General features: G+C 36.7%; 16 protein-coding genes. 6 read left to right on the top strand and 10 right to left on the bottom strand.

Translation table 11 applies throughout. The features are described 5' to 3' along the window. Complete coding sequence (locus PGOND44_RS00190) at positions 1-642, top strand: carbonic anhydrase family protein (protein ID WP_003434530.1); 642 nt, start codon at positions 1-3, stop codon at positions 640-642. 42 nt (positions 643-684) lie between these two features. Here the strand turns inward: PGOND44_RS00190 and PGOND44_RS00185 are convergent, their stop codons facing one another. Further along, the gene (locus PGOND44_RS00185; protein WP_003434527.1) at positions 685-1,206 is read right to left on the bottom strand and encodes a CvpA family protein; all 522 of its coding nucleotides are present in this window, start codon (positions 1,204-1,206) and stop codon (positions 685-687) included. Between the two features lie 45 nt (positions 1,207-1,251). On the opposite strand from PGOND44_RS00185, the gene PGOND44_RS00180 reads away from it, so the two are divergent. From PGOND44_RS00180 to PGOND44_RS00170, 3 genes are all read left to right on the top strand, one after another. Further along, entirely contained in the window at positions 1,252-1,605 is a 354-nt protein-coding gene (locus tag PGOND44_RS00180; RefSeq protein ID WP_003434525.1) for a hypothetical protein, read from the top strand. Positions 1,606-1,684: 79 nt separating this feature from the next. After that, positions 1,685-2,707, top strand: coding sequence for a phenylalanine--tRNA ligase subunit alpha (gene pheS / locus PGOND44_RS00175; protein WP_003434517.1), 1,023 nt, complete (start codon positions 1,685-1,687; stop codon positions 2,705-2,707). Positions 2,708-2,717: 10 nt separating this feature from the next. Continuing rightward, a complete protein-coding gene (locus tag PGOND44_RS00170) occupies positions 2,718-3,119 on the top strand; it encodes a hypothetical protein (RefSeq protein ID WP_003434515.1) in 402 nt (133 codons plus the stop codon). A 3-nt stretch (positions 3,120-3,122) separates the two neighbouring features. On the opposite strand, the gene PGOND44_RS00165 is transcribed toward PGOND44_RS00170, so the two are convergent. The 5 genes from PGOND44_RS00165 to PGOND44_RS00145 all read right to left on the bottom strand — a co-directional run bounded on the left by PGOND44_RS00165 (position 3,123) and on the right by PGOND44_RS00145 (position 7,191). Continuing rightward, positions 3,123-4,022, bottom strand: coding sequence for an EamA family transporter (locus PGOND44_RS00165; RefSeq protein ID WP_003434509.1), 900 nt, complete (start codon positions 4,020-4,022; stop codon positions 3,123-3,125). 13 nt (positions 4,023-4,035) lie between these two features. Beyond that, a complete protein-coding gene (locus PGOND44_RS00160) occupies positions 4,036-5,037 on the bottom strand; it encodes an NAD(P)H-dependent glycerol-3-phosphate dehydrogenase (RefSeq protein ID WP_003434508.1) in 1,002 nt (333 codons plus the stop codon). Between the two features lie 122 nt (positions 5,038-5,159). Next, positions 5,160-5,741, bottom strand: coding sequence for a nicotinate (nicotinamide) nucleotide adenylyltransferase (gene nadD, locus PGOND44_RS00155; protein WP_003434507.1), 582 nt, complete (start codon positions 5,739-5,741; stop codon positions 5,160-5,162). A gap of 2 nt (positions 5,742-5,743) precedes the next feature. Continuing rightward, positions 5,744-6,322 (bottom strand): guanylate kinase, encoded by a 579-nt coding sequence (gmk, locus tag PGOND44_RS00150; protein ID WP_003434505.1) that lies wholly within the window; start codon positions 6,320-6,322, stop codon positions 5,744-5,746. A 2-nt stretch (positions 6,323-6,324) separates the two neighbouring features. Next, positions 6,325-7,191, bottom strand: a complete 867-nt coding sequence (locus PGOND44_RS00145; protein ID WP_003434501.1) for a YicC/YloC family endoribonuclease — start codon at positions 7,189-7,191, stop codon at positions 6,325-6,327. Positions 7,192-7,324: 133 nt separating this feature from the next. Between PGOND44_RS00145 and lpxB the strand changes: the two genes are divergently transcribed. Next, positions 7,325-8,437 (top strand): lipid-A-disaccharide synthase, encoded by a 1,113-nt coding sequence (lpxB, locus tag PGOND44_RS00140; RefSeq protein WP_003434498.1) that lies wholly within the window; start codon positions 7,325-7,327, stop codon positions 8,435-8,437. Here the strand turns inward: lpxB and PGOND44_RS00135 are convergent. Next, positions 8,434-9,342: a NifU family protein gene (locus PGOND44_RS00135; RefSeq protein WP_003434495.1), complete on the bottom strand. Its 909-nt coding sequence runs from the start codon at positions 9,340-9,342 to the stop codon at positions 8,434-8,436. The genes lpxB and PGOND44_RS00135 overlap by 4 nt on opposite strands. 153 nt (positions 9,343-9,495) lie before the next feature. Between PGOND44_RS00135 and PGOND44_RS00130 the strand changes: the two genes are divergently transcribed. Then, complete coding sequence (locus tag PGOND44_RS00130) at positions 9,496-10,542, top strand: PorP/SprF family type IX secretion system membrane protein (RefSeq protein WP_003434492.1); 1,047 nt, start codon at positions 9,496-9,498, stop codon at positions 10,540-10,542. Here the strand turns inward: PGOND44_RS00130 and murI are convergent. The 3 genes from murI to PGOND44_RS00115 all read right to left on the bottom strand — a co-directional run bounded on the left by murI (position 10,539) and on the right by PGOND44_RS00115 (position 12,735). Next, positions 10,539-11,327 (bottom strand): glutamate racemase, encoded by a 789-nt coding sequence (gene murI, locus PGOND44_RS00125; protein WP_003434488.1) that lies wholly within the window; start codon positions 11,325-11,327, stop codon positions 10,539-10,541. The genes PGOND44_RS00130 and murI overlap by 4 nt on opposite strands. A 67-nt stretch (positions 11,328-11,394) precedes the next feature. Beyond that, positions 11,395-11,904, bottom strand: coding sequence for an OmpH family outer membrane protein (locus tag PGOND44_RS00120; RefSeq protein WP_003434485.1), 510 nt, complete (start codon positions 11,902-11,904; stop codon positions 11,395-11,397). A 27-nt stretch (positions 11,905-11,931) separates the two neighbouring features. Next, the gene (locus PGOND44_RS00115) at positions 11,932-12,735 is read right to left on the bottom strand and encodes an OmpH family outer membrane protein (protein ID WP_003434482.1); all 804 of its coding nucleotides are present in this window, start codon (positions 12,733-12,735) and stop codon (positions 11,932-11,934) included. Positions 12,736-12,753 lie beyond the last annotated feature (18 nt).

Genomic DNA, 12,753 nt, shown 5'->3' with positions numbered 1-12,753 from the left:
ATGAGATTAAATAAAATCATTACTAAACAAGAGCAAGAAGCGCTTACTCCAGATGAAATCTTAAAAGATCTACTAGAAGGAAATAGTCGTTTCACATCAGATAATTTTCATTCTAGAGATTATAATGCTTTAAAGGTGAGTGCCACCATTGGTCAATATCCAAAAGCTGTCATCCTATCGTGTGTGGATAGTCGTGTTCCTGTGGAAACTGTTTTCGATCAAGGTATAGGTGATATTTTCGTCGCTAGAGTTGCGGGTAATTTTGAGAATAAAGATATACTTGGAAGTATGGAGTATGCTTGCAAGGTGGCAGGGAGTAAGCTCGTTTTTGTGATGGGTCATGAGAGTTGTGGAGCTGTAAGTGCGGCTTGTGATGGAATAGAATTAGGAAATATCACTCATTTATTGAGCAATATAAAACCAGCCGTAGAAGCTGTTAAAACCGAAGGTAAAAGGGATTCTACCAATAAAAAATTTGTTCATGATGTGGTCGAAAAAAATGTCCGCTTAACTATCGATAGAGTTCGCGAAAAGAGTCCTATTTTGAAAGATATGGAGGATAAAGGAGACATAAAGATTGTAGGAGGTGTCTATTCCCTTCAATCTGGAAAAGTAGAATTACTGTCTTCATCTGACTTTTAGTTTTTTTAAAACATACCCTTGAAAGTTGTTTTCAGGGGTTTTTTATGCTTCATCGGTACTATCCAACAAATCACTTGCTTCTAGCAATTCCTCCAAAGAAGGAATAAGAGTTGAGCTCACTTCTTTTATAGTCGATACGATAATAGAGTCTTGAAGTTTGGTGATTGCAATAAACCTACCGTTAGCGTTGATGTATTCAAAAATCAATAGCAAAATCAAAATAAATAATCCTGTTTTAACCACTCCAAATACGGCTCCTAGTAGTCGATTGATCATTCCTAAGGCTATGGTATGAACTATTTTAGTCAAAATCTTACCCAAAATCGATACGACGAGCGATATTATAAGGAAGCTAATAAAAAAACCAGTAATTTCTATGTTGGAGGTCGACCAGTCCGTCCAGCGAGTAAGATAACTTTCTGCAATGTAACTGTATTCTAAAGCGCCAAAGATGCCTGCTAATAAGCCAATAATCCCCGTAAGCTCTAAAATAAAGCCTCTCTGGAATCCTCTAATAAGACCAATGAGAAGCAAAACTCCAAGAATAATGTCTAATATATTCATGTCGCCAAATATAATCAAATCGATGAAAGCATTTACCTTTGTAGTATGAGAGATGAATTACTTAAAAAACGTTGGGAAACCCTACAAAACAGACTATCCACTCAGTTCGCAGATGGAGATACGATGGAGCTCGATGCCATTATATATTTAGTAGGTGTGCAAGAGTTGGGCAAGCCACAAGCCAAATTTAAAAAAGACGATAAAGTTAATTTGATGCACATCGCTATCTGTACACTTCTAGAGCCTTATGGATTCTATGAATTTGACTTCGTTGATGAAGATGGTTGGCCACATTTCAATAATATTTCAAAACTTCCAGTTTTAAAAGCAGGAGAACAAACGGTATTGATGAAAGAAGCTTTGGTATCTTATTTTCTTAAACGAGAGTACATAGAATAGTAGGCCAGTAATTAATATTTTTTCTGGGGAATATGCTGCTTATTTTTTCTAAATTTGCCAATTCATTTTACCAAACAGCATGATAGATAAGATAAAGGCGTATATAGATGAAGTTGAGCAATTTGCAACGGATAAAACAGAGGAATTAGAGCAATTTAGAATTCGGTTTTTAGGAAAAAAAGGAATTTTGAATGACTTTTTCGCTGAATTTAAAAACGTACCTAATGAACAAAAGAAAGAGTTTGGGAAAACGATAAATGAGTTGAAAGTTTCAGCTCAAGCAAAAGTGGAGCAACTGAAATCTGAAATTGCTTCAAAAATGGAAGATAAAGGACTATACGGCGACCTTTCAAGACCCGGGGAGCCGCTTGAAATTGGCGCAAGACACCCTATTTCTTTAGTCAAAAACAGAATTACAACCATATTTTCTAATATTGGGTTTAACGTTTCCGAAGGTCCAGAAATAGAAGACGACTGGCATAATTTTACGGCCTTAAACCTTCCAGAATACCATCCTGCTCGAGATATGCAGGATACCTTTTTTATCCAAACCGATCCTAAAGATATTTTGCTGCGAACTCACACTTCGAGCGTCCAAGTAAGGTATATGGAAAACAATAAGCCTCCTATACGAACGATTTCTCCAGGAAGAGTCTTTAGAAATGAAGATATTTCTGCACGCTCACACTGTATTTTTCATCAAGTAGAAGGTTTGTACATAGACAAAAATGTATCTTTTAAAGACCTGAAGCAAACCTTGATTTACTTTACACAAGAGTTGTTTGGCAAATCCAAAATTCGATTAAGACCGTCTTACTTCCCCTTTACAGAACCTAGTGCAGAAGTTGATATTTACTGGGGACTAGAAACCGAAACCGATTATAGAATTACCAAAGGGACCGGTTGGCTAGAAATTATGGGATGTGGGATGGTAGATCCAAATGTCTTGAAGAATTGCAATATAGATCCCAAAGAGTATAGCGGTTTTGCTTTTGGTATGGGTATAGAGCGTATAGCCATGTTGCTTTACCAAATAGGAGATATCCGTATGTTTTACGAAAACGATGTTCGCTTCTTAGAACAGTTTAAATCGTCATTGTAAGTTTTTCAACATGAAAAAAGACATCGACAGAGCTATTCCAAAAGTAGAAAACGTCTACATTGTCGCCTCTTATGAGTTCAATTCCATCTTTAAAATAGACGAATGGACTATTTACCTCATCAACGATAATACCGAGGCTTTAGAAACTGCTTTGGTGGTTTCCAAAGGGGAAAGCAATGTCAAAACAACGTCTATTCTAAGGAAGAAGTTAGACGTTCTGCCCGCTAATTCGTTCGCCAAACTCGAGTTTCTTCATGACGATGTTTTAGAGGTAGATAATATTTTTCAGGTGACTTATTTTTTAGGGGGAAAGCTCCTACATAAGGATTTCAGGTTTCCAAAATTCTCTCTGAAACCCGAAGCGGTAGTAGATTTACCCTTATTAAACTCTAAAGGAATTATAGCAGATTAATTCTTAAAGAGGATCCTTTTTGACTTTTCTCAAATTCATCAATACTATAGATGATAAAATGAGAGCTATTCCAATCCATTTATAAAGGGTTTGTTCTTCTTGTAAGACAAAATAACCCATCAAAACAGCTACAGGCAATTCTATGGAAGAAATGATGGCGCCTAGGCCTACATTTATTTTTGGCATGCCTGCTGTAAAAAATAAGGGGGGTAAGATAGTCCCAAATAGGGCGAGAATTGGCCCCCATACCATAAAAATGCCAAAGTCCATATACTCTATAAGTTCTGGAAGTGTAATCACAGACACAACAAGGAGCCCGCCAAGCATCATCCATTTGCTTCGAGTAATAGGGTGATATTGAAGCCCAACACTATTGGAAGTCATAATGGTAACCGTATAAGACAAAGCGGCAAGTATGCCATATCCTATGCCTGCAAAATCGACATCTTGTTCTTCGACAAGAAGATCTGCCGCCAAAACAGTACCTATCAAAATAAGGATAACCGAAAAAATCTTTCTTTTAGTAGGCTTTATCTTATTGATAATTCCATCCAAAACAACACCTATGCATACGCTTTGCATCAACAAGACAATACCCACAGAAACAGTAATGTATTGAATAGCCAAATAATAGAAAATGCTGGTAAACCCAAGAGACGTCCCCGATAGGATGAGATAAAAAATAGTCTTGCGTCTCAGTTTTGGGTCCTTGATAGGAGGCTCACTTTTCTTCAAAAAGAGATTTAAAACAACTAAAGCAATAAAGCCAATGATAAGCTGAGCAAAGGTGACTTCGTAAGGAGTGTAGTGCTCCTCGTAAGCCAGTTTTACGAAAGTAGTAAGCAATCCGTAGCAGGAAGCGCCAAGAGCGACTAGGAGCCCTCCTTTTAAAATAGAATTCATAGTAAAGTAATGGTTAGTTTAGCTTATCGGCTAGTTTGGCAAAGACTTCTTTTGGATTTTTACCCTCGTATAGGACTTTATAAACGGCGTTGATAATAGGAGTTTTAGGTTTTTTATTCCCGTAAGATTTACTGATTTCGTAAGCCGAGTTAGTGGCATAATACCCTTCTGCTATCATACTCATTTCCATTTGAGCACTTTTTACCGTGTAGCCTTTTCCTATCATATTTCCAAAATAGCGATTACGGCTAAAGACTGAATATCCTGTGACCAATAAATCTCCTAAATACGCAGAATCGTTGATATTTCGTTTCAACTTAAAGCGTTTTTTGATGAAGCGATTCATCTCCCGTATAGCATTACTCATCAGGACACTTTGGAAATTATCACCATAGCCTAAGCCATGAGCAATTCCTGCAGCAATCGCATAAATATTTTTGAGTACAGCAGCATATTCTGTACCGATAATGTCTTCAGAAATATTGCATTTTATATAGTCGCTTCTTAAATACTTTGCTAGGGTATTGGCATGTTCTTCGTTGGCACAGGCCAAGGTTAAATAAGAAAGGCGTTCTAAAGCAACTTCTTCTGCATGGCAGGGTCCAGTGATCACCCCAATTTTGTCGAAAGGGATATCGTATTCATTATGAAAATGTTCCCCAACCAAACTCTGAGATTCTGGAACAATCCCTTTTATAGCGCTAAATATGATTTTGTCTTTTAAACTGACCGTGACTTTATCCAGTTCTTTTTTTAAAAAGGCTGAAGGGACAACGAAGATTAGAAAATCTGATTCCTGTATGACCTTATTGATATCATCGGATAACTTGATTTGCTTTGGATCAAACTCTACAGCGCTAAGGTAATTTGGGTTGTGGTGCTCTTTCTCAATGTGGGTTATGACTTCTTTGTTCCTCATATACCAGTTCACTTGCGGTACATTTTCACATAGCATTTTTACGATTGCGGTAGCCCAGCTTCCACCACCTATAACGCCAAAATTCGGATTAGTCATATGTTTTGTTTTAGTGTCTATATATCTTAATTTCTATATTCAAGAGTTCATTTAAAGAATCTTAAAGATAATCACATTTACTTTTGGATTAGCAGACCTTTTAAGCAAGCTCAAATTTCCGATTATTTATAAAAATTCATCTCATCTATATATTCCCAGACTTTGTGCTGAAGAAGAGGACGTATATTCTTATCAGATTTTATCATTTTCCTTATTAGCGTTGACGATATTTCCATTTGAGGTGTGGTGGTCAAATGGATTTTTGGATGATTCAGGAACTGCTCAGGAACGTCAGATTTAGTGAGTCGTGGGCAAATATAGATCTCATGGTTGTCCAAAATATTTTGGAAGTTTTTCCATTTATGGAAATTTACCAAATTATCCTCGCCCATAATCAAAGAAAAATCTAAGTCTGGATGCGAATCTTTAAGTTCTGCTAGCGTCTTGGAGGTATAACTGGGTTGAGGTAAGTTAAACTCAACATCGCAAGGCTTTAGCTTATCATAATCTTCTGTACCTCGATATACCAACTCTAATCTATGATGGTTTTCTAAAAGATTTTTTTTCTTTTTGAACGGGCTTTGTGGAGTAATAACAAGCCAAACCTCGTCCATCTCGGTATGCTCTGCCAAATGATTTGCAATAATCAAATGTCCGATGTGAAAAGGATTGAACGTCCCAAAGTAAAGGCCAACTTTTTTCATGTCTATTGAATATAATCTTTTACCAAGTGATAGGCTTCGTCGAGAGCTTTATCCAAATCTTCATTCACTATGATATGGTCAAACTGTGGAGCGGTTGCCATTTCAATAGAGGCCTTTGCAACTCGCATAGCAATGCGATCTTCAGACTCTGTTTTCCTTTTTTTAAGTCGGATTTTGAGTTCCTCGATACTTGGCGGTTCAACGAACACTGCTAAGGTTTGTTCGGGATAAATGCGTTTAATATCCAAACCGCCGACAACGTCTATATCAAAAACCACATGTTTTCCCATGGCCCAAATTCTATCTATCTCAGCATTTAGGGTTCCGTAAAAGTTATCTCTGTAGACCTCTTCCCATTCCAAGAAGTCATCGTTTTTTATATGGGTTTTGAACTCCTTCAAATCCATAAAATAATAATCTTTGCCGTCGACTTCATTTTCTCTTGGTGATCTTGAGGTTGCAGAAATCGAAAACTCTAGATTTAAGTCTTCCTGGCCTAAGAGATGTTTTACAATAGTGGTTTTGCCAGATCCAGATGGAGCAGAAAACACAATGAGTTTGCCTTGTTTTGAGTCGCTCATGCCTATAATACGTTGAGGAGTTGCTCTTTGATTTTTTCCAGCTCATCCTTCATTTGGACAACGGCTTTTTGCATGGGAGCAAAGTTAGATTTACTGCCTATGGTATTGATCTCTCGTCCTATTTCTTGGCAGATAAAATTTAATTTTCTACCGTTAGAATCTGATGAGTTTAAAGCTTTATTGAAATAAGCTAAATGGTTGTCTAGCCTTGTTTTTTCTTCGGTGATATCGTATTTTTCTATGTAATAAATCAATTCTTGTTCAAAGCGGTTTTCATCCACTTTTTCCTTTAGATCCTCAATGCCTTTTCGCAATCTAGATTTCACGTGAGCGATACGTTCAGGATCAATATCTTTCACTTTTAAAAGTAATTCTGTGAGGTTATTGATGCGAAGCTCAAAGTCCTTTTTTAAGACTTCTCCCTCATCGGTTCTAAATTGATTAATCTGTTCTAAAGCCATTTCCAAAACTTTATACACCGCTTCAGAATCCTCTTTTTCTAGCTCATTTTTTTCTGAACTCAAAGCGTTTGGCATTGACATCGCAATTTGAAGTAAACGGCTGTCGTCTTTAAAAGTCGTCACTGGAAGCTGCTTGAGTTGCGTTAGATAGTTCTCAACTACTTTGATATTTATCTTCGCAGAGCTTTCTGCTTCGTGCTTTTCTACTTGTAAGGATAGGTCTACTTTACCGCGGCCTAGGGCTTTCGATAATCTATTTCTAAGGGGAAGTTCTAGCTCTCTAAATTCTGAAGGGAGCCTTACGTTAGCATCCAGATGCTTACTATTGAGAGATTTGAGTTCTGCCACAAAAGTTTTGCCAGCTACTTCCAATTTGCTTTTACCGTAACCGGTCATCGATTGAATCATAAAATCTTATGTAAAAAAGTTACGCAAAGGTAACAAATCCCACAGGAACTTTGAAGGTGGAAGTTAGCATTCCCCCAAGGAGTAATGCTGAATTTATTGTAATTTCGCTATTGTAGATAGGTAAACTGAGTTCATGAAATATTATATTATAGCAGGAGAAGCGTCTGGAGATCTGCACGCTTCCAATTTAATGCAAGCCTTACAAGATAAAGATACCTCTGCAAATTTTAGATTTTGGGGAGGTGACCTTATGGCCAAGGTTGGGGGAACACTTGTAAAACACTATAGAGAACTCGCTTTTATGGGGTTTTGGGAGGTGATTACTAACCTTAAAACTATTTTCAAGAATATTAATTTTTGTAAAGTCGATATATTAGAATATCAACCAGACGCTATCATCTTTATCGATTACCCTGGTTTTAATATGAGAATTGCTCAATGGGCTAAAGAATTAGGGTTTGCAACACATTATTATATTTCTCCGCAGATATGGGCGTGGAAAGAAAGCCGCATTAAAGCCATAAAAAGAGATGTAGATCATATGTATGTGATTTTGCCTTTTGAAAAAGACTTTTACGAGAATAAGCATGATTTTCCGGTTCATTTTGTGGGTCACCCTTTACTAGATCAGATTGATAGACGAAAAGATATCAGCTTTGAAACCTTTAAGCATAAGCATAAGTTAGAAGATAAACCTATTATTGCTTTGTTACCAGGAAGTAGAAAGCAAGAAATTTCCAAAATGCTATCGGTTATGCTTTCAGTAGTAGAACATTATCCGTCTTACCAATTTGTAATTGCGGGAGCACCAAGCCAAGATGAAGAATTTTATAAGTCGATTGTATCCAATTCAGAAGTGAAATTGATAGAAAACGACACTTATAACTTATTGAGTCAATCTCATGCAGCTCTTGTGACATCGGGGACTGCGACTTTAGAAACCGCCTTGTTTGAAGTGCCGGAAGTAGTTTGTTATAAAGCAAATGCTGTGTCTTATTTAATTGCTAAACAAATTGTCAATTTGCGTTTTATCTCGTTGGTGAATTTAATAATGGATCGTGAAGTAGTGAAAGAACTCATTCAGAGTGATTTCAACGTCAAACAGCTTCGGCAAGAATTGGATAAAGTCTTAGATCTTCAGAAGCGGGAAGACTTGCTGAAGGAGTATAAAGAATTGAAAACAAAACTCGGCGGAGTAGGGGCAAGTCGTAAAACCGCCGAATTGATTGTTAATTCTTTCAACTAACCATTAAAGGCTGTTACACTGTTTACTTTACCCTGTAGCATTTCTTTAAGCATAGTTTCAATACCATTTTTTAAGGTGATGGTAGAGGATGGGCAGCCACTACAAGCTCCTTGTAAAATGACTTGCACATCTTTTGACTCGGTATTGTAAGACTTAAACATGATGTTTCCTCCATCGCTGGCCACAGCGGGTTTCACATATTCTTCCAGGATTTGTACAATCTCTTTAGAAATATCGTCAAGATTACTCGTATCAATTTTTGGAGATGGGGCCTCTGTGTTTCCAGATTGGACTTTTCCAGATTCCAAAATCTTTCCACCTTCCTCGATATAATCTTTTATAAAGCCTCTTAATTCGTTGGTAATAAGTTCCCACTCTGCCATGTCGTATTTATTGATGGAGATATAATTCTCATCCATAAATATCTCTTTTACAAAAGGGAAGTGAAATAATTTTTGAGCAAGAGGAGAGAGTTCTGCATCATCTATACTTTTAAATTCGGCAGACTCCAACACCAGTTTTTTATTAGCGACAAATTTCATCACTGAAGGGTTAGGAGTACTTTCTGCATAGACGGTTACAGGAACTTTGTTGACAGAGTCCTCTTCTTTTTCATCGACTATTTTACCGCCATCATTTAGATGTTTTAGGAGTTGCTCCGAGACTTCGTCTTGAACATCTGCCCATTCCACAATATTAAACTTCTCAATAGCAATAAAGTTTTGAGAAATATAAACTGTTTTGACGAAGGGGAGGTAGAATAACTGAGAAGCAATTGGAGACTTCATCGCATCTTCTATATTATGATACTCATAACCCTTCTGTTTTGTCAAAAACTCATTAAATTCAAATTTAAGGATAGAGGGTTTGTTGGTAGTTTTAATTTCAACCGTGTAATTCTGCATGATCGTTCTTTTATGCAAAACTACAAAAACAATAGAATCAAAGCTTCATCTTTGTGCTCCTATTAATAATTTGATCTTATAGACGATTAATATGATAGTTTAAAATTTATATTTGTGTTGAAAACCATTTTTCACTAAATTTTTTAAATCCTTTTGTTTTTTAAATCCTGTTTTTTAATTTTTCCCAAAAGCAATAGAGGCTTAGCATTTCTAGTACTCTCTATTTTCTCTTTTACTGCTTTTTCTCAAGGGTCCAGTTTACCTATTTACTCAGATTATTTGACAGACAACTATTATTTGGTTCACCCCTCCATGGCAGGAGCCTCAAACTACAATAAAGTTAGGTTAACAGCTAGGCAGCAGTGGTTGGATGTAAAGGATGCGCCAAGTTTGCAAACCTTAAGTCTCAATGGAAGAGTAAATGATAAAGTAGGACTTGGAGGGATTTTTTATAATGACTCCAATGGAAGATTTTCACAACAGGGGGTCACTGCTACTTTTGCTTACCATTTAATGTTTTCCAGATCTACAGCAGATCTCCACCAACTTTCCTTTGGACTTAGTGCCAATATTCTTCAGGATCGTTTCGACCAAACAGGTCTAAACACTATAGTGAATCCAGACCCAGCCATAGACGGGTCTCAACGTTCCGAGACCTTATTCAATACAGACGTCGGAGTTTCATATTTCTTTTTGAATTTTTTTGCACATGTGACTTTCAAAAATCTGCTCCCACAGCAGCGTAGAGTTTTTTCTGAAATCTTCGAAAATGAAAATCAAAGACAATACCTGACCTCGGTTGGTTATACCATTACTTTACCAGAATCGCGCTGGTTATTTGAACCTTCAGTTTTTTTTCAGCATAGAGAAGCTCTCAATCAATCCAATATCGATTTCAATGCGAAGGCGTATTACCAACTTAATATTGGTCAAATTTGGGGCGGGCTATCTTATAGAGCCGCTCTGGATGGGATAGATTTTGCAGCTTCTGGCTCCTCTGATCTAGAGTCTCAAAAGCTCCAGTATGTGTCACCTTTTCTGGGCTTCAATTACAATCGGTTTATGGTAGCCTATACCTATTCCTACCAAACCAATTCGAATGTGATTTCTACAGGTGGTTTTCATCAGATTACCTTAGGATATGATTTTGGTGAAGATAGAAAGCGTTATAAGTGTAATTGCCCCGCGGTAAACTACTAAAAGTCCTTTTGAGTAATATTTACATTTTTAAAATCCTTCATTAATTCTCGAAGATGAGAAGAGTTGACTGTGTTGGTATAAATGTTTATATGTCCAAAACTATCCTCTGTATTTTTTAAATGCTGTTCTTCCAAAACAGCCTTAGTTTGTCTAGCGACTGCCCTCCCAGAATCAATAATAGTGACATGCTTTGGTAGTAATTCTTTAAGCAAAGGAATGATGTAAGGGAAATGTGTACACCCCAATACCAAATAATCGATATCCTCTTTAATAAAAGGTTGGATCTGTTGATTCAAGTTATCGACAAACGTCTTATCATCGGTCCAGCCACCTTCAACAGCTTCCACTATTCCTTCTCCAATCACTTCAATAACGTTTATACCTTTAGTAAAACTCTCTGAGGTCTGCTTGAATAATTCACTGCTTAAAGTGCCCTTAGTAGCAAGTACACCTATGCGTTTTGCTTTTGAATTTAGCGCTGCTGGCTTTATGGCGGGTTCTATCCCTATAAACGGAAGAGTATAGTGGGATCTTAAAAATGAAATAGCATTTGTGGATGCTGTATTGCAGGCCACAATGATCATCTTAGCCTCCATTTGAATAGCCAACTCTGTATTTTTAATACTTAAGTTGATGATATCTTGCCTTGTTCGGAGCCCGTAAGGAGCATTTTTACTGTCAGCCAGATAAACTATATTTTCATGAGGAAGCAAGTGGATAACCTCCTTAAGGATAGATGTACCACCAACACCAGAATCAAATAATACAATAGGATGTTTAGACATAATAGGTATAACTAAAAAAGACCATCACAAAGATGGTCTTTTTTTATAAAAATGTAATGTGAATTAATTACTCACCAATAGCAGCTTTAGCATCTGCCATCAAGTTGTAACCATCTGCCATAAGGACTCCTGCTCCAAGTGAAGAATCTAAAACATAGTCGTAGCCTTTTGCTCTAGCAACTTGTTGGATAACCTCTCTTGCTCTTTCTAAGACAGGTCTCATGAGTTCTTCTTGTTTTTTCTGAAGATCTTCAGAAGCGGTTTGTCTGTATTCCATGATGGATTGTTGCATTTCCTGCAATTCCATTGCTCTCTTTTGGTTTTCTTCTTCAGTCTTAGTGCCAGCTTCTCGTTGGTAACGCTCGTTTGTTTTTTGAGCTTCTTTTAACAAATCGTCTATTTCAGTACGATATGTTTTTTCTCGTTGGTCCAGTTCTGTCATTACAGACTTATAAGTTGGTAAGTTCTGAACAAACTCTTGCGAGTTAATGTGTGCTACTTTCGACTGTGCATTTGAGGTTGCCATTAATCCGAATGACAATACTAAAGCTATTGCGATTGTTTTTAAAGTTTTCATTTTTTAATTTTAATTTAGTGATTATTTTTAATTATTCTCTCTTGCTTTTCTAATAGAGTCTCTTTCTTTTTCTCTTTCTTCTCTTTGTTTTAAGATTCTTTCTCTCCGTTCTTCAAATTCTCTTTGTCTTGCATCCCTCAAAGAATCTCTTTTTCTTTGGCGGTCGTCCATTAAAGCTTCTCGTTCGTCCTTTCTAGCTTCTTCTTCTTGAGCTTTTTCTTCTTTTTTAACTTCTTCCTCTTCCGCTTTTTCAACAGACTTATAGTCTCCTATTTCCTCCAAAACATCGGAAGACTCTTTTTCAGCTCCTCTAGAATTTCTATTGATGAGCTTCAAAATGACTTCACTTAAATCATGTCGCTTTGCAGAAAACAAAAGTAAGGCATCTGCAGAGTTTTCAAAAATAAAATCATAATCTCTATTATCACCAATTTCCTGTATAGCATTAAAGACTTGATCTTGTATGGGTTGTATCAATTGCCTTTTTTGAACAATAAAATCCCCAGAAACACCAAAGCGTTTATTGCGATACTCCAAGAGCTGATTTTCAAGATATTCAATTTCATCCTCCAGATCTTGAATTAAATCTGCTGTAAGTAAAGGTCTTTCACTTTCTAACTCATCCTTAAACTTGTCAATGTCGTTTTGTTTGCTTTCAATTTCTGTTCTCCACTGTTGAGCTTTAGAGTCCAATTGGCTCGAGGCTTGCCTATACTCGGGAACATTATCTAGAATATAATCCATGTCCACGTAGGCAATCTTTAGACCACCTTGCCCAAAAGAGGTTAAAACACAAAAACAAATAAAGAAAACACTATTAATAAATCTCATAATTAGAATGTATTAAAA

The organism is Psychroflexus gondwanensis ACAM 44, from assembly GCF_000355905.1.
In the GTDB taxonomy this organism is placed as follows: Bacteria; Bacteroidota; Bacteroidia; order Flavobacteriales; family Flavobacteriaceae; genus Psychroflexus; species Psychroflexus gondwanensis.
This window is presented reverse-complemented; position numbering and strand designations above follow the sequence as displayed.

Bases quoted from the DNA above. Each gene is read 5' to 3' on its own strand.
- murI (WP_003434488.1), bottom strand. From the start codon at position 11,327: ATGTCTAAACATCCTATTGTATTATTTGATTCTGGTGTTGGTGGTACA.
- PGOND44_RS00160 (WP_003434508.1), bottom strand. From the start codon at position 5,037: ATGACTAATCCGAATTTTGGCGTTATAGGTGGTGGAAGCTGGGCTACC.
- gmk (WP_003434505.1), bottom strand. From the start codon at position 6,322: ATGAGCGACTCAAAACAAGGCAAACTCATTGTGTTTTCTGCTCCATCT.
- nadD (WP_003434507.1), bottom strand. From the start codon at position 5,741: ATGAAAAAAGTTGGCCTTTACTTTGGGACGTTCAATCCTTTTCACATC.
- PGOND44_RS00190 (WP_003434530.1), top strand. From the start codon at position 1: ATGAGATTAAATAAAATCATTACTAAACAAGAGCAAGAAGCGCTTACT.
- pheS (WP_003434517.1), top strand. From the start codon at position 1,685: ATGATAGATAAGATAAAGGCGTATATAGATGAAGTTGAGCAATTTGCA.
- PGOND44_RS00185 (WP_003434527.1), bottom strand. From the start codon at position 1,206: ATGAATATATTAGACATTATTCTTGGAGTTTTGCTTCTCATTGGTCTT.
- PGOND44_RS00145 (WP_003434501.1), bottom strand. From the start codon at position 7,191: ATGATTCAATCGATGACCGGTTACGGTAAAAGCAAATTGGAAGTAGCT.
- lpxB (WP_003434498.1), top strand. From the start codon at position 7,325: ATGAAATATTATATTATAGCAGGAGAAGCGTCTGGAGATCTGCACGCT.
- PGOND44_RS00115 (WP_003434482.1), bottom strand. From the start codon at position 12,735: ATGAGATTTATTAATAGTGTTTTCTTTATTTGTTTTTGTGTTTTAACC.
- PGOND44_RS00170 (WP_003434515.1), top strand. From the start codon at position 2,718: ATGAAAAAAGACATCGACAGAGCTATTCCAAAAGTAGAAAACGTCTAC.
- PGOND44_RS00180 (WP_003434525.1), top strand. From the start codon at position 1,252: ATGAGAGATGAATTACTTAAAAAACGTTGGGAAACCCTACAAAACAGA.
- PGOND44_RS00165 (WP_003434509.1), bottom strand. From the start codon at position 4,022: ATGAATTCTATTTTAAAAGGAGGGCTCCTAGTCGCTCTTGGCGCTTCC.
- PGOND44_RS00120 (WP_003434485.1), bottom strand. From the start codon at position 11,904: ATGAAAACTTTAAAAACAATCGCAATAGCTTTAGTATTGTCATTCGGA.
- PGOND44_RS00135 (WP_003434495.1), bottom strand. From the start codon at position 9,342: ATGCAGAATTACACGGTTGAAATTAAAACTACCAACAAACCCTCTATC.